The sequence below is a fragment of the Nitritalea sp. genome (genome assembly GCF_054166705.1).
Window position 1 is genome coordinate 112782 of sequence record NZ_JBSZCV010000012.1, and the last position, 26480, is coordinate 139261.

General features: G+C 47.3%; 23 protein-coding genes and 5 tRNA genes. 20 read left to right on the plus strand and 8 right to left on the minus strand.

What is annotated here, in order from left to right:
• The first annotated feature begins 65 nt into the window (after positions 1 to 65).
• Positions 66 to 2027, plus strand: a complete 1962-nt coding sequence (locus ACXIT9_RS09520) for a M1 family metallopeptidase (protein ID WP_458055996.1) — start codon at positions 66 to 68, stop codon at positions 2025 to 2027.
• A 256-nt stretch (positions 2028 to 2283) separates the two neighbouring features.
• Positions 2284 to 2502 carry a hypothetical protein gene (locus ACXIT9_RS09525; protein ID WP_458055997.1) on the plus strand — a complete coding sequence of 73 codons (219 nt, stop codon included), beginning with the start codon at positions 2284 to 2286 and terminating at the stop codon, positions 2500 to 2502.
• A gap of 108 nt (positions 2503 to 2610) precedes the next feature.
• Here ACXIT9_RS09525 and ACXIT9_RS09530 read toward each other — a convergent pair whose 3' ends face one another.
• A complete protein-coding gene (locus ACXIT9_RS09530; RefSeq protein ID WP_458055998.1) occupies positions 2611 to 3018 on the minus strand; it encodes a VOC family protein in 408 nt (135 codons plus the stop codon).
• Between the two features lie 182 nt (positions 3019 to 3200).
• On the minus strand, positions 3201 to 4856 hold the full coding sequence (locus ACXIT9_RS09535) for a S41 family peptidase (protein ID WP_458055999.1): 1656 nt from the start codon (positions 4854 to 4856) through the stop codon (positions 3201 to 3203).
• A gap of 141 nt (positions 4857 to 4997) precedes the next feature.
• Here ACXIT9_RS09535 and ACXIT9_RS09540 point away from each other — a divergent pair, with 141 nt between their 5' ends.
• The 8 genes from ACXIT9_RS09540 (at position 4998) to ACXIT9_RS09575 (ending at position 12756) form a co-directional block, all read left to right on the plus strand.
• Positions 4998 to 5753 carry a hemerythrin domain-containing protein gene (locus ACXIT9_RS09540; RefSeq protein ID WP_458056000.1) on the plus strand — a complete coding sequence of 252 codons (756 nt, stop codon included), beginning with the start codon at positions 4998 to 5000 and terminating at the stop codon, positions 5751 to 5753.
• A 1-nt stretch (position 5754) separates the two neighbouring features.
• Positions 5755 to 6168 carry a Holliday junction resolvase RuvX gene (gene ruvX, locus ACXIT9_RS09545; protein ID WP_458056001.1) on the plus strand — a complete coding sequence of 138 codons (414 nt, stop codon included), beginning with the start codon at positions 5755 to 5757 and terminating at the stop codon, positions 6166 to 6168.
• Positions 6165 to 6719 (plus strand): peptide deformylase, encoded by a 555-nt coding sequence (def, locus tag ACXIT9_RS09550; protein WP_458056002.1) that lies wholly within the window; start codon positions 6165 to 6167, stop codon positions 6717 to 6719. Before ruvX ends, def begins: the two co-directional genes overlap by 4 nt.
• A 3-nt stretch (positions 6720 to 6722) precedes the next feature.
• On the plus strand, positions 6723 to 7574 hold the full coding sequence (locus ACXIT9_RS09555; protein WP_458056003.1) for an amidohydrolase: 852 nt from the start codon (positions 6723 to 6725) through the stop codon (positions 7572 to 7574).
• A gap of 108 nt (positions 7575 to 7682) precedes the next feature.
• The gene (locus ACXIT9_RS09560; protein WP_458056004.1) at positions 7683 to 9923 is read left to right on the plus strand and encodes an NADP-dependent isocitrate dehydrogenase; all 2241 of its coding nucleotides are present in this window, start codon (positions 7683 to 7685) and stop codon (positions 9921 to 9923) included.
• 258 nt (positions 9924 to 10181) lie between these two features.
• Entirely contained in the window at positions 10182 to 11186 is a 1005-nt protein-coding gene (gene gap, locus ACXIT9_RS09565; RefSeq protein WP_458056005.1) for a type I glyceraldehyde-3-phosphate dehydrogenase, read from the plus strand.
• 183 nt (positions 11187 to 11369) lie between these two features.
• Positions 11370 to 12041 carry a hypothetical protein gene (locus tag ACXIT9_RS09570; protein ID WP_458056006.1) on the plus strand — a complete coding sequence of 224 codons (672 nt, stop codon included), beginning with the start codon at positions 11370 to 11372 and terminating at the stop codon, positions 12039 to 12041.
• Between the two features lie 88 nt (positions 12042 to 12129).
• Positions 12130 to 12756: an LON peptidase substrate-binding domain-containing protein gene (locus ACXIT9_RS09575; RefSeq protein WP_458056007.1), complete on the plus strand. Its 627-nt coding sequence runs from the start codon at positions 12130 to 12132 to the stop codon at positions 12754 to 12756.
• A gap of 56 nt (positions 12757 to 12812) precedes the next feature.
• Here the strand turns inward: ACXIT9_RS09575 and ACXIT9_RS09580 are convergent, their stop codons facing one another.
• Positions 12813 to 13535, minus strand: a complete 723-nt coding sequence (locus ACXIT9_RS09580; protein WP_458056008.1) for an SH3 domain-containing protein — start codon at positions 13533 to 13535, stop codon at positions 12813 to 12815.
• A gap of 108 nt (positions 13536 to 13643) precedes the next feature.
• Between ACXIT9_RS09580 and ACXIT9_RS09585 the strand changes: the two genes are divergently transcribed.
• The 5 genes from ACXIT9_RS09585 to ACXIT9_RS09605 all read left to right on the plus strand — a co-directional run bounded on the left by ACXIT9_RS09585 (position 13644) and on the right by ACXIT9_RS09605 (position 14881).
• A tRNA-Lys gene (locus tag ACXIT9_RS09585) sits at positions 13644 to 13716 on the plus strand.
• Between the two features lie 78 nt (positions 13717 to 13794).
• Positions 13795 to 13869, plus strand: a tRNA-Pro gene (locus ACXIT9_RS09590).
• Between the two features lie 16 nt (positions 13870 to 13885).
• Positions 13886 to 13959: transfer RNA gene (locus tag ACXIT9_RS09595), tRNA-Arg, on the plus strand.
• Between the two features lie 18 nt (positions 13960 to 13977).
• A tRNA-Lys gene (locus ACXIT9_RS09600) sits at positions 13978 to 14050 on the plus strand.
• Between the two features lie 180 nt (positions 14051 to 14230).
• Complete coding sequence (locus tag ACXIT9_RS09605) at positions 14231 to 14881, plus strand: MCP four helix bundle domain-containing protein (protein ID WP_458056009.1); 651 nt, start codon at positions 14231 to 14233, stop codon at positions 14879 to 14881.
• A gap of 129 nt (positions 14882 to 15010) precedes the next feature.
• On the opposite strand, the gene ACXIT9_RS09610 is transcribed toward ACXIT9_RS09605, so the two are convergent.
• Genes ACXIT9_RS09610 through ACXIT9_RS09625 form a run of 4 tightly spaced genes read right to left on the minus strand, consistent with a single transcriptional unit; the run spans position 15011 to position 19412 of the window.
• Positions 15011 to 15565 (minus strand): gluconate 2-dehydrogenase subunit 3 family protein, encoded by a 555-nt coding sequence (locus tag ACXIT9_RS09610; protein WP_458056010.1) that lies wholly within the window; start codon positions 15563 to 15565, stop codon positions 15011 to 15013.
• Positions 15566 to 15575: 10 nt separating this feature from the next.
• On the minus strand, positions 15576 to 17255 hold the full coding sequence (locus tag ACXIT9_RS09615; protein ID WP_458056011.1) for a GMC oxidoreductase: 1680 nt from the start codon (positions 17253 to 17255) through the stop codon (positions 15576 to 15578).
• 31 nt (positions 17256 to 17286) lie between these two features.
• Positions 17287 to 18171, minus strand: coding sequence for a hydroxypyruvate isomerase family protein (locus ACXIT9_RS09620; protein WP_458056012.1), 885 nt, complete (start codon positions 18169 to 18171; stop codon positions 17287 to 17289).
• A complete protein-coding gene (locus tag ACXIT9_RS09625; protein ID WP_458056013.1) occupies positions 18168 to 19412 on the minus strand; it encodes a nucleoside permease in 1245 nt (414 codons plus the stop codon). Before ACXIT9_RS09625 ends, ACXIT9_RS09620 begins: the two co-directional genes overlap by 4 nt.
• Positions 19413 to 19756: 344 nt before the next feature.
• Here ACXIT9_RS09625 and ACXIT9_RS09630 point away from each other — a divergent pair, with 344 nt between their 5' ends.
• The 4 genes from ACXIT9_RS09630 to rpsA all read left to right on the plus strand — a co-directional run bounded on the left by ACXIT9_RS09630 (position 19757) and on the right by rpsA (position 24216).
• On the plus strand, positions 19757 to 20818 hold the full coding sequence (locus ACXIT9_RS09630; RefSeq protein ID WP_458056014.1) for a sugar phosphate isomerase/epimerase family protein: 1062 nt from the start codon (positions 19757 to 19759) through the stop codon (positions 20816 to 20818).
• Positions 20819 to 20833: 15 nt separating this feature from the next.
• Positions 20834 to 21259, plus strand: a complete 426-nt coding sequence (locus ACXIT9_RS09635; RefSeq protein WP_458056015.1) for a c-type cytochrome — start codon at positions 20834 to 20836, stop codon at positions 21257 to 21259.
• Positions 21260 to 21271: 12 nt separating this feature from the next.
• Positions 21272 to 22012 carry a family 16 glycoside hydrolase gene (locus ACXIT9_RS09640; RefSeq protein ID WP_458056016.1) on the plus strand — a complete coding sequence of 247 codons (741 nt, stop codon included), beginning with the start codon at positions 21272 to 21274 and terminating at the stop codon, positions 22010 to 22012.
• A 443-nt stretch (positions 22013 to 22455) separates the two neighbouring features.
• Positions 22456 to 24216 carry a 30S ribosomal protein S1 gene (gene rpsA / locus ACXIT9_RS09645; RefSeq protein ID WP_458056017.1) on the plus strand — a complete coding sequence of 587 codons (1761 nt, stop codon included), beginning with the start codon at positions 22456 to 22458 and terminating at the stop codon, positions 24214 to 24216.
• A gap of 568 nt (positions 24217 to 24784) precedes the next feature.
• Here rpsA and ACXIT9_RS09650 read toward each other — a convergent pair.
• A tRNA-Cys gene (locus tag ACXIT9_RS09650) sits at positions 24785 to 24855 on the minus strand.
• A gap of 365 nt (positions 24856 to 25220) precedes the next feature.
• On the opposite strand from ACXIT9_RS09650, the gene ACXIT9_RS09655 reads away from it, so the two are divergent.
• Positions 25221 to 26480: a c-type cytochrome gene (locus ACXIT9_RS09655; RefSeq protein ID WP_458056018.1), complete on the plus strand. Its 1260-nt coding sequence runs from the start codon at positions 25221 to 25223 to the stop codon at positions 26478 to 26480.

A 26480-nucleotide genomic window follows, 5' to 3' on the forward strand; every position in this document is an offset into this window, starting at 1 on the left:
TAAGTTTTTTTCTCTTTCTTGTTTCTGTATTTTAGCGCATTAACTTACCGATCCAACGAAATACTATGATTCGACTAAAAAGTAAAATTTTTCTTTTGCTCTTCACTTGTTTGTTTGTCACCTTGGCGCAGGCGCAGTTTGAAGTCCGCGATAATAAAGATGCTGCCTTCACGGAGTTTGGCTATCGTCAGGGCACTGCTTATCGCACTGCTTCAGGAAAGCCAGGGCCGATGTATTGGCAAAATGGGGCCGATTATGTCCTAGATGTAACCTTAGACGAAGAGGAGCATACTCTTTCGGGGAAGGTGACGATCACCTATACGAACAATAGCCCCGAGTCTCTGGACTTTCTCTGGCTGTACCTCGAGCAAAACCGTTTTATGGAGGATTCTCGTGGCACGCTGATTACGCCGATTCAGGGAAATCGCTACAGCGGAGATGTCAATGGGGGCAATACGATCGACAATGTGCGTGCGCAGGTACTCGGTCGTAATAAGCCCATTTCAGATAAGTATTTGATCTCGGATACGCGTATGCAGGTTTTCTTTGCGGAGCCCATTCCGGCTAATGGAGGCAAGGCCACGGTCAGCATGGATTTTTCTTTTAAAATTCCTGAGAAGGGAATGGATCGTATGGGGCGCGTCAAGTTAAAGGATGGCGTCATCTATGCCCTTGCGCAGTGGTATCCTAAGGTGGCGGTCTTCGATGATGTTCGTGGCTGGAATGTAGATCCCTACTTGGGGGCGGGTGAGTTTTACCTGGGCTATGGCGATTTCGATTACAAAATCACGGTGCCTTATGACCATATCGTCGTCGCCTCTGGTGAACTACAGAATCCGCGCCAGGTGCTGAGTAAAACGCTTTTAGATCGGATGGACGAGGCGGCTAGGAGTGATGCACGTGTTTATCTTATCCAGCCGGAAGAGGTAGGTGATAATGCCCTGCTGCGCCCGAAGCAGGAAGGCACCCTAACTTGGCACTTTAAGATGGAGAATAGCCGTGACATCGCGTTTGCTTCCTCGAAAGCGTTTATCTGGGATGCTGCGCGGATTAATTTGCCTAGCGGCAAAAAGTCTATGCTGCAGTCTGTTTATCCAAAGGAGTCTGACGGAGATGAAGCCTGGGGCCGTTCTACTGAATATGGCAAAGCTTCTGTGGAGCACTATTCCGAAATGTGGTACGAATATCCCTACCCTGTCGCCGTAAATGTGGCGGCGAACGTGGGGGGCATGGAGTATCCGGGTCTTAGTTTCTGTAGCTACCGCTCGAAGGGAGAAAGCCTTTGGGGCGTCACCGATCATGAATTCGGGCACAATTGGTTCCCAATGATCGTAGGTACGGACGAAAGAAGGCATGCCTGGATGGATGAAGGTTTTAATACCTTTATTAATTATTACTCGTATTTGGCTTTTAATGATGGGGAGTACACGAATAACCTGATACAGACGCGGCGTTATGCGAACTGGTTAACCAATGAGAACCGAGAGCCGACAGCCACGCATCCTGACCGTACGCAGTCGAATAACTTGGGTATGGTCGCTTATATGAAGCCAGCGATGGGCTTGATGATGCTGCGCGAGTACGTGATCGGGCATGAGCGTTTTGATAATGCTTTCCGTTCTTACATTAAGACCTGGGCTTATAAGCATCCACAGCCTGCCGATTTCTTTAATCATTTTGAGCATGTCGTCGGAGAGAATTTAGATTACTTCTGGAAGGGCTGGTTTTATAGTAACGCGAATATCGATCTGGCGATCGATGGGGTGTATCCTTATATGAATAACTATGTAGTGGTGTTCTCCAATAGAGGTGAGCTGCCGATGCCGGTGAACTTCGAGGTGACCTACGATGATGGAACTAAGGAGAGACGCTCGCTGCCGGTGGAGATCTGGTATCAGGGCAACACCTGGAATCACCTGCTGAAAACCGATAAAAAAGTAGTGGCTGTAGAAATCGATCCAGATAAAGTAATGGCCGACATAAATGTAGCCAATGACAGTTGGCCAAATTCCATTTATAAAGATTGATAGCAGCAGCTTAAGAAGCTGCTTATAAAATAAGCGGTTTCCATGCCAATCAAGGTCCCTGCATGCAGAAAAGCGTAGTATTTAGCCGATTTAGGTCTTGATACTGCGTTTTTGTTTTGCATGACAATCCGCTGACAATGAGGAATTTTGTCTAAAAATTAGTGGCTTAAAGAAATCGCTCGTATCTTTGTCAGAATAATGAGTGGTTTTCAACACTTATTTTACATCTATTCACAACTAAATAAACAACCAAGCTATGTTTACGAAATTAAAATCATTATCAGCGTTAAGTCTGGCTTTTGCTTTCTTCTTTGCTATCGCCTTCACTTCTTGCGAAGAGAAAGAAGCGGATGATGCGGAAGATCAAATGGAAGAAATGCTCGAAGATGCTGAAGAGGGTATGGAAGAGCTCATGGAAGAGGGCGAAGAAATCCTAGAAGAGGCTGAAGAGGGTATGGAAGACGAAGCAGCTTAAGTTATAAGTTGCTGTTTAAGCTGTTTTTCAGTCTTATCGAAACTCCAAAATGTGAAAAGAGCGTTCTCTATGACGCTCTTTTTTATTTGCCTACTGCGCCACTACTTTTTAAGGGCGCAGCGAATCGTTTACCTCTATCCAGTAGCCATTCGGGTCTTGTAGATAAATTTGTTGGACCCCATCTGGGCGGGGGGTGATGCTCATTTTGGCCCCTGGCCAATCCTCATAGTGAATTTCTAAGCTGTTTAAATTGTCGATAAAGCCTTTCAGGTCGCTTACAGCAAAGCAGAGGTGGTTGTTTTTATCGATGGTGGGCGATGTCCAGCTGTCCTCTATTAGATGAAGGGAAAGGCCATGTCCGATGCCCAGCCAGGCGTGTACATTATCACGAAAGGGGTCTTCCAGTCTCGGGAAGCCAAACACCTTTTGGTAGAAGTGGAGACTCTCGTTTAGGTCTTCCACCAGGATGGCGATATGGTCGATTTGGGCGGCTGCTCGCGGGGTTGTTGCTTGCATTTGCGTTTGGGCTTGCGTAAGAAAGGGAATCAAGAAGGCGAAAAGCAGAGGTAGCATGGTTTTCATATGTCAAGAAACCAAAAAATCAGCGTTTGTCCAATTTTTTTAGCCAGCAATCGATTTTTTAGCCCTAAAAAAAAGCAGCTTGAATCTCAAGCTGCTTTTCGGGATGTTTTCAGACCTTACTCACTTTTCGTGTCAAGATCTCCAGGCTTACGAGAGGCCACTTTATCGGCTTCTCCGAAAAGATTTAAGGCCTGCTGATACACCTCGTTTATATCGTTAATGACTTTATAAAAAGCATTTTCATCGTAGATGTTACGGCTCATATGCGCTTTTAGCAGAATTTTCAAGTAGTCCTTCGAGCGATTGAAATCTTTTTCGTCAAATTTAACCTTGTTTCTTTCGCCTACTTTAACTACCTCTTGCAGCATCGCATCAGACACCTCGAAAGAAGCGTAGTAGTCTTCAAAAGGCATGTCTTTAAATTTGCTCTTATTTTTCTCTAAGTAGTCCAGTATGAATTCACGGGAGGAATCAGAGTTAAACAGGCGATTCACATAGGCGCTTGCCATCGTAGTATCGAAAGGCACGAAGAAGTCAGGCATGATGCCACCCCCTCCATAGACGACCCGTCCGGATCGTGTTTCGTATTTTAGGCTATCGTTAAATTTTATACTATCAGCACTGAAGAATTCTCCATGTTCATAGCGGTCGAGCCAGTCCATGCTATAGTCTTTGTCTTCTCCATAGGGTTTTTGGATGGAGCGACCAGAAGGAGTGTAATAGCGAGCGATCGTCAATCGAAGTTCGGCGCCGTCGGATAGGTCGATCGGCATTTGGACAAGCCCTTTACCGAAGGATCTTCTTCCTACGATTAGGCCGCGGTCGTTATCTTGAATAGCGCCCGCCACGATTTCTGATGCGGAGGCTGAGCCTTCGTTAATGAGTACAATTACACTACCATCTTCGAATAATCCAGGTTTGACAGCGTAAGCTTTTTGATTAAAGCGTGTAGTCTTGCCTTTTTGGGATACGATGACCACGTTATCGCTGAGAATTTCATCTGCTATATTTATCGCGGCACCCATGTAGCCTCCGGGATTTCCCTGAAGGTCTAAGATGAGCTTTTGCATACCTTGTTCTTTCAAGGATTTTACAGCCTCTTTAAATTCCTCATAGGTGGTGGCAGCGAAACGGGTAACTTTAATGTAGCCGATCTCATTATCTACCATATATTTAGCGTTAATGCTATACTGCGGTATTTTGTCCCGTTTGATTGTAAACGGCAAGAGGTCTGCCTGATTTTTACGTTTGATTTCGATCTGCACTTCGCTTCCGCGCGGTCCGCGCAAAAGGTCGAAGACATCACGATTGGTAATTCCCGTTCCAGCCACTGTTTTGTCATCCACCTTGATGATTTGGTCGCCAGACTGAATGCCTAATTTTTCGGAGGGCCCACCTGTAAGCGGTGCGACCACGTAGATCGTGTCACGGAGGATTCCGAACTCCACTCCGATGCCATCGAACTCCCCGTCCAGTTGGGATTTGGCTAGACTGGCATCACGCGCGGGGATGTAGTTTGAGTGCGGGTCGAGCTTTTCGAGCATCTTTTCGATTCCATATTCGACCAGCTCGTTTGTATTTACACTGTCTACATAATCTCTGTTGATGTAGGTGATGATCTCTTGTAGTTTGTATATAGCCGCTCTCAAGTCATTTTTCTCTGACTTTTCGGGCTCATGGAAGGTAGCACCTATCCAGATGCCAGCAGCTATCCCTAATCCGATGAAGAGCGGTAGCCGAATGATATGGTTGCTGTTTTTACTGTTACTCACGCTTGAACTTTTTTAGAAAATCATGTAGAACAAATATAATACTTAACAGATGGAATTGCTATTTCGTTTTGATAAACGTAAAAAAATCAATTTAGATGAGTTTCCCTGTCTTCGGTGGCTAAATATTTTTAATTTTGTGTCATGATGCGACTACACCCTACGACGACGATTCGAGAGCTTGTGAGCGAAGAGCGCCTCATGGCGGCGGTGCTGCATCATTTTGGGATTGATTTTTTTCGGCATGAGGAGCATACCTTTCAGCAGGTGTGCCGTACTTTTCGTGTATCTCCGGAGCAGCTAACGCATACACTGGAGCAGTGGGCGCAGGATCGCCGGGAACCGGCCTTTGATGAATTATATTTACATCCTATCGAGGTTTTGGTAGAATATTTAACGGCGCGCCATCGGCAGTTTGTCCGTCAGGACCTTCCCTTTCTTAGCCAGATGATCGCGGGCATAGTGGATGCCGGAAAGTATCAAAGCATTTTACTCGATCTAAATACGCTATTTCCGTTATTTGTGGACGATTTTGTTCATCACTTAAAGGAAGAGGAAGAGGGGATATTTTTAAAAATAGGTTATCTGAGTCTACTGGAGAAAGGGCAGCTACCCCTACACCAAGCCTTGCAGGTTTGGTCAAAATGTCGCGTGAGTACCCATTTAGATGTCCATGATCAGCATGATGATGAGATGCAGGGAATTCGTTCCTTAACCTGTGGGTATGCAGTGGATGCGGAGGTACCCTTTGCGGTACGCGTCCTGTATGAAGAGTTACAGGTGTTCGAGCGTAAGCTGCAGGTGCATGCTAAAATAGAAGATGAACTCCTTTTTCCAAAGGCGGCCGCATTAGAAAAGGAAGTGGAGCGCATCTTAAACCTAAAAATTAAAGCAAACTGACATGGGAAGGTTACTGGCCATAGATTTGGGAACCAAACGGACGGGGCTGGCTGTTACAGACCCGTTAAAACTTATCGCAAATCCACTGGAAATGGTGCCGACGCATCAGCTGCTTGTATATCTAGAGCAGTATGTGGTACGGGAGCCGGTGGAGGCCTTTATTTTGGGTCTGCCCCGCAACTTACAAGGGGGGGCAAATGAGATGACTCCCCGGGTCATGCAGCTGAAGGTCACCTTAGAGAAAAAATTCCCATCTATTCCGGTGAAGTTAGTGGATGAGCGTTTTACATCGAAGATGGCCATGCAGTCCATGCTAGAGATGGGGTCTAAGAAGCGAGACCGCAAAGAGAAAGCGGGAAATCTCGATAAGATCAGTGCAACTATTATTTTACAAAGCTATTTAGCATCTATATGATATATCCAATCGTCGCCTACGGCAATCCGATTTTAAAGCGGGAGGCAGAAGAAATCCCTGAGGGGGAGGACATTCAGGCACTCATCGCAGACATGTATAAAACGATGGATCATGCCCATGGTGTGGGACTGGCGGCTCCGCAGATCAACAAGGGGATCCGGCTTTTTGTGATCGACAGCACGCTGATGCTGGATGAAGAGGAAGAGGAGAAGGGCATCCGCCGGGCCTTTATTAATCCGATTTTGCTGGATGAGTACGGAGATGCCTTCGGTTTCGAGGAGGGCTGTCTGAGTATTCCGGAGGTGCGCGCAGAGATTATTCGTCCGGAAAAGTTGACGCTGGAGTATTACGATGAGAACTGGAACTTGGTAGAGGAGGAGTTTTCGGGCATGACTGCCAGGGTGATTCAGCATGAGTACGATCATTTAGAGGGTATTCTTTTCGTGGATTACTTGAAGGGCTTGAAAAAGCGCATGATTCAGAGCCGCCTGATTGAGGTCAGCAAGGGTAAGGTTCCCACAGATTACCGCATGGTGTACCCGACGCGATAAGGTATGGAGGATCAAGATCATACTGCTGATGCTGCTATAGCTCCGGAGCTACGTGTCTTACTGGTACAGGCGGATCTCTACTGGAAAGCGCCGGAGTCCAATCGGGCGCGTCTAGAGGAGCAGCTGTGGCAAGCGGATGCTGCAGGGGCAGACCTCATTGTGCTTCCGGAGATGTTTACGACGGGCTTTACGATGGATGCTGCGGAGGTGGCGGAAGTTCCCGGAGGGCCTACTTCACGCTGGCTGCTGATGCTGGCTGCGCAGTTTGATGCCGTAGTGACGGGTAGTATCGTGGTAAAAGCTGGCTTGAAATATGTAAATCGGCTGCTTTGGGCCACGCCCCAAGGGGAGATACGGCAGTACGATAAGCGGCATCTCTTTCGCATGGCAGGGGAGGATGCTTTTTACAGCGCTGGCGAAGAGCGGCCTGTGTTCCGTCTGAAGGGCTGGCGGCTGCTGCCACAAATCTGTTATGATCTACGTTTTCCTGTGTGGTCCCGAAACCGGGTGCTGGCAGATCGCATGGAGTATGATGTCGCCATTTATGTGGCGAACTGGCCCCAGGCGCGAACCTCGGCCTGGGATATTTTACTGCAGGCGCGCGCTATCGAGAATTTAGCCTATACGATCGGGGTCAACCGCGTGGGTGAAGATGGCCATCAGGTGCCGTATCAGGGGCATTCGGCAGCCTATGATTTTAAGGGCGATTCGCTCCTATTTTTGGGTGATGCGCCTTCCACGGGCTGGGTGACCCTGGATCGAGAGGCGCTGCGGCGCTTTCGCGTGAAGTTTCCCGCCTGGCAGGATGCGGATGCTTTTCAGCTCGGTGGTCCCTCCAAGGGGGAGGGGGCTTAATTCAAGAATTTTAGCTAACTTAGCGCAATTTTAAGGTATTTAATACGAGTTTAATCGGCACGAAACAGGGCTGTTTCGTGCATGAAACCACCCCATAACATTAGTGTAATGACCAAAAAAACCGCAAAAATCCTGTACACATTAACAGATGAAGCACCTGCGCTGGCGACGTATTCGTTTTTGCCCGTAGTGAAAGCGTTCACCGATGCGGCAGGAATCTCAGTGGAGACCCGCGATATCTCATTATCAGGGAGAATTCTGGCACAGTTTCCAGATTTTCTGAAGCCCGAGCAGCGTGTGCCGGATTACCTGGCCGAGCTCGGCGAGGTGGCGAAAACCCCTGAGGCGAATATCGTAAAACTCCCGAATATCAGTGCCTCCCTTCCCCAGCTAAAAGCAGCCATCACCGAGCTGCAGCAGCAGGGGTATGCGCTTCCGGATTATCCTGACTTTCCGAAAAATGAAGCAGAAGAGCAGATAAAGGCCAGCTATGATAAGGTAAAAGGCAGTGCTGTTAACCCTGTGCTTCGGGAAGGGAATTCAGATCGTCGCGCGCCCTTCGCTGTTAAGCAGTACGCTAAAAACAATCCTCATCGCATGGGCAAGTGGTCGGCCGACTCCAAGAGTCATGTAGCGAGCATGCCTGCGGGGGATTTTTATGGTAGTGAGCTGTCGCACACCCTAACAGAGGCGACAGAGGTGCGCATCGAGTTAGAAGCGGCCGATGGCCAAAAGCATGTGCTGAAAACAGGCTTGAAGTTGCAAGCAGGTGAGGTCATCGACGCTTCATTTATGCAGGTGGCGGCGCTACGTAAGTTTCTTGCCGAGCAGAAAGCAGCAGCTAAGGAGCAGGGAATTTTATTTTCTTTGCACTTGAAGGCGACGATGATGAAGGTTTCCGATCCCCTCATTTTCGGACATGCGGTAGAGGTGTTTTTCGCGCCGGTTTTCGAACGGTTCGGAAAAGAGTTAGCGGCTGTCGGTGTGGATGCGAGTAATGGTTTCGGCGATGTGCTGGCCAAGCTCCATAAGCTAGATGCTCAGCTGCAGCAGCAGGTAGAAGAGGCGATTGCGGAGGCTTTGGCCGAAGGCCCAGACCTAGCGATGGTGAATTCGGATAAAGGCATTACGAACCTGCATGTACCGAATGATGTGATTATCGATGCGTCGATGCCGGCGATGATTCGCAGCTCGGGGCAGATGTGGAACAAGCATGACGCCCTTCAGGATACGGTGGCGATTATTCCAGATCGCTCCTATGCGGGGGTGTATCAGGCCACGATCGATGACTGCAAGCAGCATGGGGCCTTCGATCCAGCGACGATGGGTTCGGTTTCGAATGTGGGGCTGATGGCCCAAAAGGCAGAGGAGTATGGCTCCCATGACAAAACTTTCAAGCTGCCTGCTTCGGGCACGATTCGCGTAATCGATGCGGCGGGAGAGGTGCTTTTCGCTCATGAGGTGCAAGAAGGAGATATTTGGAGGATGTGTCAGACGAAGGATGCGCCGATTCGCGATTGGGTGAAATTAGCTGTTAACCGAGCGCGTGCTACAGGAGATCCAGCTGTTTTCTGGCTAGATAAGGACCGCGCACATGATCGCGAGTTGATCACGAAGGTGGAGGCCTACCTGAAGGAGCATGATACGACGGGCTTGGAGCTGCACATTTTAGCCCCTACCGAGGCGACGCAGTTTTCCTTAGCGCGCATTCGCGAGGGTAAGGATACCATCTCCGTGACCGGCAATGTGCTGCGGGATTACCTGACGGATTTATTCCCGATTTTAGAGGTGGGCACCAGTGCCAAAATGCTTTCCATCGTGCCTTTGATGAATGGTGGCGGCCTTTTCGAGACGGGAGCGGGCGGTTCTGCGCCGAAGCATGTGGAGCAGCTGCTGTATGAGAACCACTTGCGCTGGGATTCTTTGGGAGAGTTTTTGGCGCTAGCCGTTTCTTTAGAGCATCTAGGGCAGGTTTTCGAAAATCAGCGCGCGATCACTTTAGGGAAGGCGCTGGATGTGGCGAATGCCAAATACCTGCAGGAGAATAAGTCCCCTTCGCGCAAGGTGAAGGAGCTAGACAATAGAGGTACGCATTTTTATCTGGCCTATTATTGGGCAGAGGCTCTGGCGGAGCAGGAGGAAGATGCGGCACTGCGTGCCAAATTCACCCCTGTGGTAGCCGAGTTCGACCGCTTAGAGGCGCAGATCATTACCGAACTCAGCGAGGTGCAGGGTGAGGGCGTAGATATCGGTGGCTATTATCGGCCTGATCCGGCCAAGGCGGAAGCGGTGATGCGTCCATGCGCGACATGGAATGCGCTGCTGGCGCGTATAGCGGAAGAAAATTAAAAGAGAAAGACCATGCAGGATGTACCCGCATGGTCTTTTTTATTTTATCTGTCGTGCGGTGAGAGGGATAGGGATGTGCAATCGTTTACGAACATTTTTTTATGTGAGCAGCTGCATATTATGATTGAATCTGTTGGGAGTACGGCGAATAAGTGGTAATTTTAAAAACAAATAAGGGATTTTTTACTGAATCATAAACGTATGCAGGGAAATCCGAGTAAAAAGGAGTGTACCCAAAATTTAAATCTATAGTTAATTATGAGCACAATCAAAGTAGGAATTAACGGTTTCGGTAGAATCGGAAGATTGGTTTTTCGCGTGGCGGAGCAGCGTGAAGACATCGAAGTCGTGGCCATTAATGACCTGATCGATGTAGACTACATCGCGTATATGTTGAAATACGATTCCACTCATGGAAAATTCGACGGTACGGTAGACGTTCAGGACGGGAAGTTGATCGTAAATGGACGTGAAATTCGCGTGACGGCTGAGAAGAGTCCGGCCAACTTAAACTGGAGTGCAGTAGGCGCTACGCATATCGTAGAATCTACGGGCTTATTTTTAACCAAGGAGTCTGCTAAGGGGCATATCGAGGCGGGTGCTCAGAAGGTGATTATGTCGGCACCTTCTAAGGATGACACGCCGATGATCGTGATGGGAGTAAATGAGGGTACGTACACCCCAGATATGGATTTTGTATCGAATGCTTCTTGTACGACGAACTGTTTAGCACCTATCGCGAAAGTGCTTCACGATAACTTTATTATCGAGGAAGGCCTTATGACCACCGTGCATGCTACTACTGCGACGCAGAAGACCGTGGATGGCCCTTCAGCCAAAGACTGGAGAGGTGGCCGCGGTGCGGGGCAGAACATCATCCCATCCTCTACAGGAGCTGCGAAAGCAGTGGGTAAGGTGATTCCTGAGTTGAATGGTAAGCTGACGGGTATGGCATTCCGTGTACCTACTCCGAACGTGTCAGTGGTTGACTTAACGGTACGTTTACAGAAGCCGACGACCTATGCGGAAATTTGTGCTAAAATGAAGGAAGCTTCTGAGGGTGCCTTAAGTGGTATTTTAGGGTATACCGAGGATGCGGTGGTATCGAACGATTTCATCGGGGATGCGCGCACTTCGATCTTCGATGCAGGTGCTGGCATTCAGTTGAGCGACACATTCGTGAAAGTAGTTTCTTGGTATGATAACGAGTGGGGGTATTCGAATAAGGTCGTAGATCTTCTCGCCTACATTGCCGCTAAATAAACAAATTTCTATCGCCCACAGCTGTCTGTGGGCGTTTTTTTTAGCTTGTCCGCAGGGGCTTGAGCCGATGGAATGTTCTTTTAGGGAACATTTTTGTCTTGCAGACGCTTGTTTAGGTAGAATACATTGAAAAGTAGAGTAGCTAAAAGCCATTGGTTTTTTCTACATATATCGTTCCTCATTATGTCCTTACGCTTTCGTTTCCTTGGATCTTTGGTCGCCGCCGCCTTTAGTTTTTTGTCCTTTTGTGCCCTGGCACAGGATGAAGAAGTGCTGCTGCAGCATAAAGAGGTTCCGGAAGAGCTACGGGAAGTGGTGGTAGAGACCTTACGTTTTTTCCCTGAGCTACAGGAGGTGTTTATTCGCTTTGAGTTTAAAGAGAGCATCCGAGGGGCAAAGATGCAGGCACAGCCTCAGTTGGGGAGCTTATTCGTAGATCGTAAGGATAATCGAAAGTATAAGGTCAAGCTTACGCGGTTTTTACCTGATGGAGATGGTTTTATGCCTATAGAAGACGTCCCTAAAGAGGTGCTGATGGGCTGGATTGGCCACGAGCTGGGCCATATCATGGATTATTTAAACAGGAGTTCTTTCGGGATGATGCGTTTCGGGCTAAAGTACATGACTTCGCAGCGGCATATGGTGGATGCGGAGCTGGCAGCAGATGCTTATGCGATCGGATGCGGATTAGGAGAGGAGATTTTAGCCAATAAGCATTATATTTTATCGAATCCTTACTTTAGTGAGGAGTATAAGGAAAAGATCCGGGACTTGTATATGAGTCCTTCCCAGATCGTGCACGTGAAGGATGCTCTCCGCCACCTGCAGGCTAATGAAGAGGAGGAGGGGGATTAAGGAGTAGGTCTCTGTTTGCGCGGCTTTTTTTGTTGGAGTGAAAACAACCCGAATGAAACGGTGTTAATTTTGCTAAACCCGGAGAACTATGGAATCGCGTTTACCTTTATTTCCTTTAAAGCTGGTTGCCTTTCCTGGCGAGATAGTGAACCTGCATATTTTTGAGCCGAGATATCGGCAGTTGGTAGGTGATTTAGAGGCAGGAGATGGGCGTTTCGGTCTTTGTGTGTATTCGGATAGTTTATTACCGATAGGGACTTTGTTAGAGCTCGTTTCGGTAGAGAAGCGTTACGAGGACGGACGCTTGGATATTAGTTGTCGTGCGGGCAGAACGTTCCAGATACAGCATTTTTTTAATCCTCTTCCGGGCAAGCTTTATGCAGGCGGGGATGTTGTTTTTAGGGAGCAGCAGCTGGTTGTTATTCCTTACTTGATGCAGCAATTGATCCCTTATATTCAAGATTTTTTTCGGTTGATGGGCTATGAAAAAGCATTTGAGGCGAAGACCACGAGTAGTTTTGATGTGGCCCATAAGTTAGGCTTGAGTTTAGATGAGGAATATGCTCTGCTTGTAATGGGTGATGAGGAAGAGCGCATCGCTTATTTACGCGAGCACCTGCTTCGTGTCTTGCCGGTTTTACGAGAAGCCGAGAAGGCCAGGCAGCGTATTCAGCTAAATGGCCATTTTAAGCATTTAGATCCTTTGGATTTTTAGTTGTAGTGCCTGGATACTCTGTCCCTATATGGGGTATTGTTTCGTTTAGGCTGTTGCTAGAGCATGCGAAGACTGGATTTTCGGATGTATCCACTTTCATTTTCGAGCTGTATGCGCAGCCAGTTGTCAGTTTCCCCGACTACTTGCACGCGGTGTCCTGTTTCCAGTTTTTCGACTAATCGGCTGCCGCCGGAAGGTCCTTCCATGAGTAGGGTGGGCATTCGGTCTATAAGGGCGTATTTAGGGTCTTGGATGCCGTTATTAAGGGCGAGTGCTAGAAGGCAGAAGACAAGGGCGGGGAATGCTGCTTCGCGGGCTCTGGCAGGCTTCAGCAGTGCCAGGATGAGGAACACGAGCATGAGCAGGCTAAGTGCGCCGAGAAGAGGCTCTTTATAGAGCAGTAGTAGGGAGATGAGCTGTTCTTTATCGCTGACGGAGAATCCGCGGAGGTTTTCTTGGCCGTTTATCAATTTAATTTTAGAGACCACTCTGGGGGAATTGTTATGGGCGTAGTATTTCGCTAGATAATAAGAACCTGCGCTCAAATCTCCACGTCCCTCTGCGATGAAGGCCATTTTGAGTAGCATGGCGGGGGAGAATTTGCCCTGTTCATGTAAGAGTACTTCATAGACTTCCATGGCTTCCTGATAGTCTTGGGAAGCAAAGAAAGCGTCTGCTTGCTCGAGGCTGATAGTAATTTCCTGAGCATTAGCATTTTGTGAGTTGATGCTAAAAAAAAGCAGGAAAAAAAGAATAAAGAGTGGCTTTAGGTTTTGCATTTTCAATTACTACGCTTATTTTTGCAGTCCAATTACGGCAAAGATTTAATCAAAACCAAGTCTTAGTCGATAATTTAACCGCTTTTAAAAGACGTTTAAGGGCATTTTGATTCCGTAGCTCAGCTGGTAGAGCATAACACTTTTAATGTTAGGGTCCTGGGTTCGAGCCCCAGCGGGATCACAAAATAATTTCAAAACAGCTTTCAAAAATGTTTGGAATGCAAGGAGTATTTTCTACCTTTGCAGACTCAAACAGAATCGGGGTGTAGCGTAGCCCGGTTATCGCGCCACATTTGGGATGTGGAGGTCGCAAGTTCGAATCTTGCCACCCCGACTTCTTTTTGAAAGCGGGTCCTGTAGCTCAACTGGATAGAGCAACTGCCTTCTAAGCAGTAGGTTTCAGGTTCGAGTCCTGACAGGATCACGAGTAGTAAAAATTTTCGATTCCGTAGCTCAGCTGGTAGAGCATAACACTTTTAATGTTAGGGTCCTGGGTTCGAGCCCCAGCGGGATCACAAGGGGATGTCTTCGGATGTCCCCTTTTGTTTTTTAAAACGGTCATGAGCAGCCATTCTTTTTTTCGAGAGGTTTAAAGGCTTGGTGTCCAAATTAGTATCCAAAAGAAAATTCTTGGATTTACCTTGTATTCCTTTAACTTAGCGTGTTCAATTATAGTCAATAAGCGTACCGCAATTATGACCAAGGGATTTAGGAGTAAGCTCACGTTAGCCAGTGTTTTATCGGTTATCGTGCTCGCCATTGTGTATAAAAATTATCTAGAGCGAAAAAATTTCGAGGCGTTGGGGCAGTCCTTCGCTTCAGTGTACGAAGATCGTTTAGTTACCGAGTCCTTACTTTTTGATATTAGCGAGCGGCTGTATGAAGTGAAGTTGGCCATCAATCACTGTGACGTGGTAGAGGATCCTGAGCAAATTTTAAGCGATATCGCAAAGCGGGAAGATGAGATTCTAGCGCGTGTTTACCAGTTCGAGCGCACCCTTCTTACCCTAAATGAGGCCGATGCATTGGCTGATTTTAAGCGTATTGTAGAAGATGAGCTACGTATAGAGCGTTATGAGCGTATTTTTAATACAGAGACGAATACTGTTAACACAGAGGAAGTTCGTATCTATAATGCAGCGATTCGTCGTGCGCTAACGGATTTAGAACGTTTGTCCGAAATCCAGTTGGATGAAGGCCAGCGTCTAGTAAAAGAAGCTAGCGTTATCATTAACCGTTCACGGATCTGGGCTCAGTTTGAGGTGGCAGGTCTGTTTCTTCTACTTGTACTGGTATATTACCTGCTTTACAGCTCACGTTACGTCACGAAGAATTGGGTAGATTAAGTGTATAAAGAAACCCCTTAAGAAGCGTACAACTGCTTCTAAGGGGTTTCTTTTTTTGAATTAGATGCTATAAACGGATAGCCACCTAGGTAAGGTAGCTATCACATGATCAGATACCTTTTCGTACTTTTATAAAGCCCATGCACGATAACCGGGCACATATTCCATGCATCCGTCGTATTTTCCGGGCGTCTCCATGTAACGCAAGGCTTGTGTAGCGCCGATTTCAGAGGTGAAATATCCTAAAACCGTCAGGTCCTTCGCCATCGCTAAGAAGCTCGCTAAAACCTCTTCCTCTGCAGCGCGGGCTTGTAGGGCATTTAAATAGTCGGTCTTATCCGCGGTGCTGGCGTCCATGAAATCAGTATTTTGCTGTTTCTTAAAGTCAGCCCGCAATGCATTTAATCCCTTCGTGAATTTTTCTTGTTCAGCAGCATTATAAGTATCTTTCACCATCATGACCATGAAAGTACCGATTTCGGCTGCCTTAGCGCCAGGAGTATCGGTAGTAGGGATAATCGCCTCACCTAGTTCATCTAAAAATGCGATATCCTTATCGCTGAAATTTAGCCCGCTGAGTTGTTCCTCTGGGCTACACCCCGTTAGCAAGGCATTCATCCCCACCATCGTGCCTCCCATCAGGAGGGCCATAGATTTTAACGCGTCTCTTCTGTTGATTGCCATGATCGATATTTTATAGATTCCCTTTCTTTAATTCAGACACGGCGAACTCTGCTGCGCGAGCTGTCAAGGCCATGTAGGTAAGCGATGGGTTTTGGGCAGCACCAGATGTCATACACGCTCCATCTGTTACGAAAACGTTTTTCGCATCCCAGACTTGATTATTACCATTCAAAACAGAGCTTTTCGGGTCACGTCCCATGCGTGCCGTACCCATTTCGTGTATACCCTGACCTAGGGTGTAGCCTGCATCGAAGCCGCGTACATCTTTCAAGCCAGCAGCTTCCAGCATGGCTACTGCTTCGCTCATCATATCTTTACGCATGCGCTTTTCATTTTCCTTCAGCTCTGCATCCATTTCTAGGACTGGAAGCCCCCATTTATCGGTTACATCCTTTGAGAGGGTAATTTTATTCTCATGATACGGAAGGATTTCTCCGAAGGCAGTGATGCCCATGCTCCAGGGTCCTGGCTCTGTGAGTGCTTCTTTTAGAGGTGCTCCGAAGTTAATTTCTGCCACGTTACGGCTCCAGCCCGATCTGCTTGCGCCACCCTGATAGCCGAAGCCACGGACATAGTCTCGCTTATCGTCTCCTACATTTTGGAAGCGTGGGATGTAAATGCCATTTGGCCGGCGGCCAAAGTAGTAGCGGTCTTCGAATCCATCGTATGTGCCATTCGCGCCCACGCGGAAATGATGGTCCATCACATTATGGCCGAGTTCTCCGCTGCTGCTGCCCAGACCCTCTGGCCAGATATCTGTAGCGGAACGCATGAGGATAGCTGTAGAGTTAAAGGCGGAGGCACAAAGAAAAATTACCTTCGCTTTATAGGTGTAGGTTTGGTTGTTTTCTGCGTCTAAGACTTCTACGCCCGTGGCCTTTTGTGTGTCTTTATCGTAGGTCAGTTTGGTTACGATCGACCAGGGACGGAGCGTTAAGTTGCCGGTGCGCATGGCGGCGGGGAGGGTGGAAGACTGCGTAGAGAAGTAGCCTCCAAAGGGACAGCCGAGCCAGCATTTATTTCTATACTGGCAGTTTACGCGGCCTTCATGCGGCTGTGTGATGTTCGCTACGCGTCCGATGGTGAGGAGTCTTTTTCCGTTCCATTTTTCCTTAATTCGGTCTGCTACCTCTTTTTCGACACAGTTTAGGTCCATGGGTGGTAAAAACTCTCCATCGGGTAGGATGTCTAAGCCATCCCGATTACCGGAGATCCCAGCGAAGCGCTCTACATAGCTGTACCAGGGGGCTAGATCCTTATAGCGCAGGGGCCAATCCACGGCGATACCTTCTTTTAAGTTGGCCTCGAAGTCGATATCTGCCAGGCGATAGCTTTGGCGTCCCCACAAGAGGGAGCGTCCACCCACTTGATAGCCTCTAAACCAGGTAAAGGGTTTTTTCTCCACGTAAGGGGAGTCTTTTTCATGTGCCCACCAGTCGAGATTTTGTTCATTTAAGACATAATCACGCTTTAAATTCGGGTGATTTTCCAGCATTTCGATCGTCCTACGTCCCCTGTGCGGGATTTCCCAAGGCGCCTGATTGGCGTTCTTGTAGTCCTTAACATGTTCCACATTTTGCCCACGCTCTAATAAAAGTACTTTTAATCCTTTTTCTGTGAGTTCCTTTGCCGCCCAGCCACCGCTGATACCGGAGCCGACGACGATCGCATCATACGTTTGATCTGCCATTTATGTAATTGAGTTTATTGCGTTAGTATAGTTATAACTTGGTGTAACTGTCACAGATAGCCATCGCCTCTGCCAGTGCCTGCTGCTTGTCCGGATTTTTCGGCATAAATTCATGCGCGATGTATCCTGTATAGCCTGTCTCCATGATCGCGGCCATTACGGCGGGATACTGGATTTCCTGTTTGTTCGATAACTCCCCACGTCCGGGGTTCCCGGCTGTATGGTAGTGCCCAAAATGTTTATGGTGCATTTGTATGCTGCGAATCAAATCCCCTTCCATCACCTGCATGTGGTAGATGTCGAAAAGCAACTTGAAGTGCTCACTGTTCAGGGTCTCACAGAGCGCTATTCCTTTCGCACTCGTGGAGGCCCAGTAGTCGGGATGATCTACACGGCTATTTAATAGCTCCATATGTAGGACTACGCCATATTCTTCTGCCAGCGGCAATAAAGGTTTCAGGCCCGCAGCGCAGTTTTCTAGGCATGCTGCATCGCTCAAGTCCCCTTGGTTGCCACTAAAGCAGATTAAATTCGTAAATCCTGCTTTGGCTACCTGTGGAATGAGTGCAGCGTAGCGTGAAAAGAGCTCTTCGTGTAGTTCTGCTTGCGCAAAACCTTTAGTTAGGCTGATTTCGGCTCCATTGCACATGCTGCAAGCGAGTCCATGCGCCTGAAGGGTAGGCCAACCAGCGGGCTCTACCAGATCGATGGCTTGAAAGCCCAGCCTTTGCGCTACGCCGCACTGCTCGGTCAGGTTTAGCTCTGGGAATAGCCAGCTACAGAAAGCGTGACGTATGCGAGAGTCTTTCGCAGTGGGTGCCCTGTGCTGCCCTGCACCTGCGAGGCCATGAAGGGAGGCAGTGCCTAGTGCGAGACTGCTAATTCCAATATTTTTTAGCCAGGTTCTGCGCTTCATGCTTTTACTGGAATTTCCGGATCTTTTTTCCGCTCGTCTTTAAAGGCGATCAGGAAGATAAGGACCACGAGTGCTGCGATACCTGCGGGAATAAGCCAGATGGACTCCCATGCGTGCGTATTTTCGGAAAGAAGATAGGCGTCGGCTACTTTGCCGGCTACGGCAAAACCGATCAACATCCCCACGCCATAGGTGGCTAAGGTAATCAGGCCCTGAGCGGCTGATTTTACTTTCGGACCGGCTTTCGCATCGGTGTAAATCTGGCCAGAGACGAAGAAGAAGTCATAGCAGATGCCGTGTAGGGCGATGCCGATGAGTAAGTAATAGAACTTGCCGTCAGCATCTCCGAAGGCGAAGAGTGCATAGCGGAGCACCCAGGCGATCATACCTAATAATAAGGTCACCTTAAAACCAAAACGCTTAAAGAAGAAAGGCAGTGCGAGCAGGAAAAGCGCTTCAGACACCTGTCCGATGGTCATTTTGCCTGTAGGGTTTGCTACGCCGATTTCCGTTAAGAAGGGGTTTGCTAGCTGGTAGTAGAAAGCCAGCGGGATACAAATTAGGATAGAGGATACGAAGAAAATGCCGTAGTTTCTGTCTTTTAATAATTTTATCGCGTCGAGCCCGAGCAGGCCGCCGAGGCTCACCTTTTCGTCTTTATTTGCCTTAGGAGGTGTGGCGGGGAGGGTGAAGCTAAAGAGCCCTAAGATGAGAGAGCTGATGGCTGCCATGAGGAAGGTGTTTTTTAAGAGTCCTCCGGCGAGGCTGGCGCTACTGTCCCAAGCGAACACATAACTGATGGCAGCGCCGGCCACTACCCAGCCGATAGTTCCCCAAACTCGGATGGCAGCAAATTCCTTTTCAGGGCTCTTGAGTTGGTTAAACGAAACGGAGTTTACTAGGGCGAGGGTGGGCATAAAAAGCACCATATAGGCAAGCACATACGGATAAAAGCCGCTAAAATCGGTTGCATTAAACATCATAAACATAAGTCCAGCGCCTGCCAGATGGAGGACGCCCAGGATTCGTTCGGCGTTAAAGTAGCGGTCTGCGATCAGCCCGATGATAAAGGGAGCGATGATGGCTCCTAAGGATTGAGAAGAAAAGGCTGCAGCGGTCTGCGCGCCCGTCGCTTGTAAGTTGGTACCTAAAAAAGTACCTAGTGTCACGAACCAGGAGCCCCAGATAAAGAACTCCAAGAACATCATAAAGGAAAGCTGAAATTTTACTCCTGAACGCATGCGTTATTTCGGTTAGAAAGGTTTAAAACGTTTTCGAGAAACGCGAATCGTAAGACCAAACTATCAATTTTTCATTTAATATTCAGCCTTTTTCTCTTAAATTTAAATTTTAAAGGGCGTTTTTTCGGGAAAAGAATCCGTAAGCGGTGTGAGGGTTAAGGAGAAAAAAACAGGAGTCAAGAAGAAAAAATGGCCTATAAAGGCTTTGCAATCGATTTAAATTCAAAATCGGCCTCAAAAGGCTGATGGTCAGGAATTCGATCGATTTTGTGATAAGAAGCAGACCCTTTTGCGGATAAAAATGTTTAGTATAGTAGCAAACCGATTAAACCGAATACAGTAGAATGAAAAATGTAAGAGGGCCGGGAATTTTTCTGGCACAATTCGTAGGGGATCAGGCGCCCTTTAATCGTTTAGATACGATCTGTCAGTGGATGGCAGAAATAGGGTATAAGGGGGTGCAGATTCCTACTTGGGAGCCACGCCTTATGGACCTAAAGTTAGCAGCCGAGAGTAAAACCTATGCCGATGAGCTTCGGGGCACGGTGGAGGCTTCGGGACTTCAGATTACCGAGCTTTCCACGCACCTGCAGGGGCAGTTAGTGGCCCTGAGTCCGGTCTATAATCAGTTGTTTGATGCCTTTGCGCCTGCGGCGCTGAAGGGAGACTTGAAAGGCAAACAGGCCTGGGCGAAGGAGCAGTTACTTCTGGCCGCGAAAGCGTCCGCAAATTTAGGTTTACAGGCTCATGCTACATTTAGTGGTGCGCTGATGTGGCATACCGTCTATCCTTGGCCTCAGCGTCCGGCGGGACTGGTGGAGCAGGGCTTTCAGGCTTTAGCGGCACGCTGGCTGCCGATATTAGATGCCTTTGATGCAGCAGGTGTGGATCTCTGCTATGAGCTTCACCCCGGAGAGGATCTGCATGATGGCGTCACATTCGAGCGCTTTTTAGCTGAAGTGAAAGGGCATACGCGAGCGAACATTTTGTATGATCCGAGTCACTTTTTGCTTCAGTGCATGGACTATGTGCAGTTCATCGATTTTTATCATGAGCGCATCAAGATGTTCCATGTAAAAGATGCTGAGTTCCGCCCTTCGGGCAAACAGGGCGTTTATGGTGGCTACCAAAACTGGGTGGAGCGTGCCGGTAGATTTCGTTCTTTAGGGGACGGGCAGGTGGATTTCAAGCAGATTTTCAGTAAACTTGCGCAGTATGATTTTAGCGGCTGGGCAGTTTTAGAATGGGAGTGTGCCCTTAAGCATCCCGAGCAAGGTGCTATAGAAGGGGCCCGCTTTATCGAGGAGCATCTGATTCGGGTGACGGAAAAAGCTTTCGATGATTTCGCTTCGGCGGGAGCAGATGCTGCCTTTAACGCCCAGATTTTAGGAGAGAATAATACATAATATAGAATAGAAAAGATGATGAAGATGAAAAGCATGTATGTGGCCGTGATCGCTTCCGGCCTATTTCTTATGGCGGTTGCCTGCGGTGGTGGCGGTGAGCAGACGACTTCGGGAGAGGCCCTCACGACGGAAGCAGTGGAGGTGAAGCAAAGCCCCGAAGAGCGTTATAAAAACGATCCTGTTTTTAAGGCGGGCAGTGAAAAAGTAAAGGCTAATGGCTGTACGGCCTGCCACATGTCGGTGCGTAAAGTAATCGGGCCTTCTTATAAGGATGTGGCGGAAAAGTATGAGGCTACGGATGAAAATGTAGAAATGCTGGCCGCTAACATCATTAATGGGAATTACGGCAACTGGGGCGAGGTTCCGATGCCTGCGCACCCGCAGATTAATCAGGATGATGCGGAGACGATGGTACGTTATATCTTAATGTTTAAAGAGTAATATAGACAGACTATGAAGAAGAAAATGATTTTAGGGATGTGCTTAGCCGGTATGTTGGCGGCTTGCGGCCCGGAGCGCACGGAAGAAGTAGATGCGGAGTCTGCGGAGCTAGCAGATGCTACGGATTCAGACTGGATTTCGTTATTTAATGGGCAAGACTTAAGTGGCTGGCGCAAGTACGGGGGGGAGCCTGTGGGTGCTGCCTGGAAAGTAAAGGAGGGCGTGCTCTATTTAGATGCCTCGAATAAGGATGGCTGGCAGACGGGTGATGGTGGCGACATCATTACAGAGGAGTCTTTTGACGATTTTCATTTGCGTTTGGAGTGGAAAATATCCGAAAATGGGAATTCGGGCATCATGTTTTTAGTACATGAGTCGGACGACTTTCAGTATCCCTGGATGACAGGCCCCGAGATGCAGATTTTAGATAATGATGGACATCCTGATGGCCAGATTCGCACCCATCGTGCGGGGGACTTGTATGATCTGATCGAGGCGAGTGAGGAAGCTGCGAAGCCAGTGGGGGAGTGGAATTTAGCGGAAGTCATCGTTCAGGACGAGCAGCTTTCGCTGAAGCTTAATGGCGTCTTGGTGGTGCAGACCTCTCTGTGGGACACGAGCTGGGAGGAGCTAATCGCTGGAAGCAAGTTTAAGGATATGTCGGGCTTTGGGTCTTTCAAGTCAGGTCGTATTGCGCTACAGGACCATGGCGATGACGTGTGGTTCCGAAATATCGAAGTGAAGCGTTTATAAATAGCTTGCAGAAAATTGCTAGGGAGCGGGGGTAAGTTTTGCACCTTTCGGTGCAAAGCTCCCGTGTTCAAAGCGTGCTCGGAGCTGCGTCCTGCTCGAAAAACAGGTCGAGAAAAGAAGTACAGGGTTTTAAAGTCCTCACGCGTTAGTGCATATGCTGTTTTCAGTTTTGTAAATAACCTGTGGATGTGTATATTTGCATGGGACGATAGTCCTTTCACTAAATGTTTAACTCTTTGCTTGCAGCCTCCAAAGCGTTTTTGGGGGCTTTTTTTCTTCATCTCTTTGTATTTCATAGGCTTTTAAAGGGTGCTGTCAAGATTTTTTCGTAGTTTTGCAATCCCTTCGAGTGAAGTGGCCTTTCGTAAAGAGAGGAATTCCTTACTGTAAAACCTCAGCCCGATGACTCTAGGGCTGTTGAAAATCAGAGTTATAACATTTATATGTCAAACAATCAAGATTTTAACTGGGACGATTTCGACACCAAAGGTTTCGGTGAAGGTTACTCTAAAGCCAAGCGTGAGGAGATGGAAGCGCTTTATGCGGGTACGTTAAATGAGATCACAGAGAAAGAAGTTATCAAAGGTACTGTAGTAGGTATTAATGATAAGGATGTTATTATTAACATTGGCTTCAAGTCTGACGGTTTAGTACCTGTTTCGGAATTCCGTGACCTACCTGATTTAAAGATCGGTGACGAGGTGGAGTTGTTTATCGAAGAGCAGGAGAATGCTTTAGGGCAGCTTGTGCTTTCCAGAAAGAAGGCGCGTATGGTACGTGCTTGGCAGGACATTGAGTCTGCGTTAGAAGATGATAACGTGATCGAAGGTCTTGTAAAGAGAAGAACGAAGGGCGGCTTGATCGTAGATATCTACGGTGTAGAAGCTTTCTTACCGGGTTCTCAGATCGACGTGAAGCCGATCCGTGACTTCGACGTTTACGTAGGAAAGAAAATGGAAGTGAAGGTGGTTAAAATTAACCACGCGAATGATAACGTAGTAGTTTCTCATAAGGTCCTCATCGAGAAAGATCTTGAGAAGCAAAAAGCAGAGATTCTAAACAACCTAGAGAAGGGTCAGGTACTCGAAGGTGTGATCAAGAACATGACCAACTTCGGTGTATTCATCGACTTGGGTGGTGTAGATGGTCTCCTTCACATTACCGACATTTCTTGGGGTCGTATTAATCATCCAGAGGAAGTACTTAATTTGGATGATAAAGTACAGATCGTAGTATTAGACTTCGATGATGACAAGAAGCGTATTTCTTTAGGTATGAAGCAGCTTACGGCTCATCCGTGGGATGCGCTATCTGCTGAATTGGAAGTTGGATCTCGTGTACAGGGCAAGATCGTGAATGTAGCAGATTATGGTGCATTCTTAGAGTTGGCTCCAGGAGTAGAAGGCTTGATTCACGTTTCTGAAATGAGCTGGTCGCAGCATTTACGTAATCCTGCGGATTTCGTGAAAGTGGGTGATGAGATCGAGGCGGTAGTACTTACATTAGATAAAGAAGATCGTAAGATGTCTCTTGGCATCAAGCAGCTGACAGAGGATCCTTGGACCAAAGGTGACATGAGCACGAAATACGCTGTAGGAACGAAGCACCGTGGTGTGGTCCGTAACCTGACCAACTTCGGTTTATTCTTAGAGCTTGAAGAGGGTATCGATGGTTTGGTACACGTTTCTGATTTGTCTTGGACGAAGAAAATCAAGCACCCTTCTGAGTTTGTAAAAGTAGGCGATGAGCTAGATGTTGCTGTTTTAGAGCTAGATGTAGATAACAGAAGACTAGCCTTAGGACATAAGCAGCTGGAAGAAAATCCATGGGATACTTTCGAGTCTGTATTCCCTGTAGGTTCTACGCACAAGTGTACGGTAGTTTCTAAGAACGATAAGGGTGCTGTACTTGAGCTGCCTTATGGTTTAGAGGGTTTTGCGACTTCTAAAAACTTAGAGAAAGAAGATGGTTCTTCTGTAGAGGTGAGTGAGGCGATTGACTTCGTGGTTACGGAATTCTCTAAAGAGGACAAGCGTATCGTGCTTTCGCACACAGCTACTTTCAGAGAAGAAGCAAAGCCTGCTAAGAAGGCGGCAGCTGCTAAGAAGAAGCCTGAGTCTACTGAGCCGGCAGAGAAATCTACCCTTGGAGATTTAGATGCATTAGCACAGTTGAAAGAGCAAATGGAAGGCGGTAAGAAGTAAGCGAGAGCCTTCTTGACTGTTTAAATAAAAAAGCCCGGTTATGCCGGGCTTTTTTGTGTTCATTGAGAATTGGTTTTTAATAGGGAGACATCTCTTTTGGCTCTCAGGAGCTGTTTCTGTAGGGACTGAGGGGATTTAGTGCTTGGACTTGTTGTGATGTGCAGCAGGCAGGTTTTTCAATGGGTGTGGAAAGTGTTTACAAGCAGCTTAAATTGATGATTTCGCCCAGGTTTGAAAAAGTAGGGCATTTTATCAGGAGATGGCTGTACGTGAAGGGTTCTTTCATGTGGCAAGAATGTGAGGGATGAGATTTGGTTACAACTGTAAATAATACAGATAAATCTGGTTTATATTGAAACTTATTCAGGGGATTATACGCTTTAAATAAAAAATCTTAAGCATAGCATGAACCACGGCTACACTGGAATTACGGAAAAAGGTGTTAAGGGAAAGAAGGGAAGAACTGCGTGGAATGGAATCTTAACACAGGAGGAAAGTTTGTTATCCTGTTTACAAAAAACTGAGCCTCCCGAACCCTTTTTTAAGAGGGTAGGGGAGGCTTTGGATGAGGTCGCGAGCGGATTCGAACCGCTGTAGAAGGTTTTGCAGACCTCTGCCTAGCCACTCGGCCACGCGACCATTAATTCGAAGTGCAAAGGTAAGCATAAGTTCGAATTTTCAAAATTTGTTAGCCTTAAAAATAGCAGTTTGATCAACTACGTGCTTGTTTGTAGAGCTGTTAATTTTTATGTGCAAGAGATAAAAGCATCATAATCAGCCTGGTCAATTCTTATAGATGACTACTTATTTATAAGCTTTCTAAATTAAAATCAGCTTAGATGTATTGCTTATAAATGACTGTATTTCAGGTCTTTGGTGAATTATTTGAGCTGGGATTTGCTGCTTTAGGAGCTTTAGTTTCAAGTTTGAAAAATGGAATTGCGGTCGTACTTTTGTGATGTTTAAGTTTAGGAATAAATCAAACTGGTTAATTAGTAATAAATATGTCAATCAAACGCTCTTTATTAAGCATTCCGTCTCGGTTAGGCGTCTTAGCGTTCTTGTTCCTCATGGTGTTGGGGACACAGGCATTCGCTGCCCATCCGGACGTCCCAGATGACGAATCAGCTATTTCGGCTGGTAAAGCATTATTTAATTCCAACTGTCGTACTTGTCACAAGCTGGATCAGCGTGCGACAGGGCCTGCTTTACGCGGTGTGACAGAACGTCGATCCTTGGAGTGGGCAGGGAAGTTCATTAAAAATAGTCAAGCGCTTATCGCTTCTGGGGATGCTCAGGCTGTAGCTATCTACGAAGAGTGGAATAAGCTAGCTATGCCATCGCACGAGTTTTTGAGCGATGATGACGTCATGAACTTATTAGCTTACATAGAGTATGGTGACAAAGCTGAAGCGCAAGTAGCTGGCGGTGGTGGTGAAGGTTCCGCCGGTGGGGGCGGTGGATCAGGTGTTCCGAGTGAATACTTAACTATCATCCTGGCGGTTTTAGTGATTGTCTTATTGTTAATCCTTATAGTTTTAGGTCTAATCATCTCGGTACTTACAAAGTATCTCAACTCTCAGAATCTAGAGGAAGACGATAAGGAGTTTGTGAATCAAAAATTTGATTTAGGTAAAATCCTTAAGTCCGATGCTTTTGTTATCATTGTTACTGCTTTAGTAATTGCCTTAGTGGCAAAGACGGCTATCGATGGTCTTTATTCCGTGGGTATTCAGCAGGGCTATGCGCCGAAGCAGCCGATTGCTTTTTCTCATGCACTACATGCTGGACAGTATGAAATCGAGTGTCAGTACTGCCACACAGGCGTAGAAATCGGTAAATCTGCTAATATTCCTTCGGCTAACATTTGTATGAACTGTCATACGCATATTCAAAATGTAGGCGGTAAAGATGGGATTTCTCCCGAAATTCAGAAGATATACGACGCTTATGACAATAATAGACCGATTGAGTGGGTGCGTGTTCATAACTTACCGGATCTTTCTTACTTCAATCACGCACAGCACGTAGCAGTGGGTGGTATTGAGTGTCAAACCTGTCATGGTCCTATCGAAGAAATGGAAGTGGTGTATCAGCATAGCTCGCTAACGATGGGCTGGTGTATCGACTGTCACAGACAAACAGATATTAAGTCGAATGGCAATGCCTATTACGACAAGTTAGTACAGCTTCACTCAGAGTCAAAAGGTTCTTTAAAAGTAAAAGATATCGGTGGCTTGGAGTGTGCGAAGTGTCACTATTAA

Bases quoted from the DNA above. Each gene is read 5' to 3' on its own strand.
- ACXIT9_RS09605 (WP_458056009.1), top strand. From the start codon at position 14,231: ATGACCAAGGGATTTAGGAGTAAGCTCACGTTAGCCAGTGTTTTATCG.
- ACXIT9_RS09655 (WP_458056018.1), top strand. From the start codon at position 25,221: ATGTCAATCAAACGCTCTTTATTAAGCATTCCGTCTCGGTTAGGCGTC.
- ruvX (WP_458056001.1), top strand. From the start codon at position 5,755: ATGGGAAGGTTACTGGCCATAGATTTGGGAACCAAACGGACGGGGCTG.
- ACXIT9_RS09580 (WP_458056008.1), bottom strand. From the start codon at position 13,535: ATGCAAAACCTAAAGCCACTCTTTATTCTTTTTTTCCTGCTTTTTTTT.
- ACXIT9_RS09640 (WP_458056016.1), top strand. From the start codon at position 21,272: ATGAAGAAGAAAATGATTTTAGGGATGTGCTTAGCCGGTATGTTGGCG.
- ACXIT9_RS09610 (WP_458056010.1), bottom strand. From the start codon at position 15,565: ATGGCAATCAACAGAAGAGACGCGTTAAAATCTATGGCCCTCCTGATG.
- ACXIT9_RS09630 (WP_458056014.1), top strand. From the start codon at position 19,757: ATGAAAAATGTAAGAGGGCCGGGAATTTTTCTGGCACAATTCGTAGGG.
- ACXIT9_RS09575 (WP_458056007.1), top strand. From the start codon at position 12,130: ATGGAATCGCGTTTACCTTTATTTCCTTTAAAGCTGGTTGCCTTTCCT.
- ACXIT9_RS09635 (WP_458056015.1), top strand. From the start codon at position 20,834: ATGATGAAGATGAAAAGCATGTATGTGGCCGTGATCGCTTCCGGCCTA.
- ACXIT9_RS09625 (WP_458056013.1), bottom strand. From the start codon at position 19,412: ATGCGTTCAGGAGTAAAATTTCAGCTTTCCTTTATGATGTTCTTGGAG.
- ACXIT9_RS09525 (WP_458055997.1), top strand. From the start codon at position 2,284: ATGTTTACGAAATTAAAATCATTATCAGCGTTAAGTCTGGCTTTTGCT.
- ACXIT9_RS09555 (WP_458056003.1), top strand. From the start codon at position 6,723: ATGGAGGATCAAGATCATACTGCTGATGCTGCTATAGCTCCGGAGCTA.
- ACXIT9_RS09540 (WP_458056000.1), top strand. From the start codon at position 4,998: ATGATGCGACTACACCCTACGACGACGATTCGAGAGCTTGTGAGCGAA.
- ACXIT9_RS09530 (WP_458055998.1), bottom strand. From the start codon at position 3,018: ATGCAAGCAACAACCCCGCGAGCAGCCGCCCAAATCGACCATATCGCC.
- gap (WP_458056005.1), top strand. From the start codon at position 10,182: ATGAGCACAATCAAAGTAGGAATTAACGGTTTCGGTAGAATCGGAAGA.
- ACXIT9_RS09560 (WP_458056004.1), top strand. From the start codon at position 7,683: ATGACCAAAAAAACCGCAAAAATCCTGTACACATTAACAGATGAAGCA.
- ACXIT9_RS09620 (WP_458056012.1), bottom strand. From the start codon at position 18,171: ATGAAGCGCAGAACCTGGCTAAAAAATATTGGAATTAGCAGTCTCGCA.
- ACXIT9_RS09615 (WP_458056011.1), bottom strand. From the start codon at position 17,255: ATGGCAGATCAAACGTATGATGCGATCGTCGTCGGCTCCGGTATCAGC.
- ACXIT9_RS09520 (WP_458055996.1), top strand. From the start codon at position 66: ATGATTCGACTAAAAAGTAAAATTTTTCTTTTGCTCTTCACTTGTTTG.
- rpsA (WP_458056017.1), top strand. From the start codon at position 22,456: ATGTCAAACAATCAAGATTTTAACTGGGACGATTTCGACACCAAAGGT.
- ACXIT9_RS09570 (WP_458056006.1), top strand. From the start codon at position 11,370: ATGTCCTTACGCTTTCGTTTCCTTGGATCTTTGGTCGCCGCCGCCTTT.
- def (WP_458056002.1), top strand. From the start codon at position 6,165: ATGATATATCCAATCGTCGCCTACGGCAATCCGATTTTAAAGCGGGAG.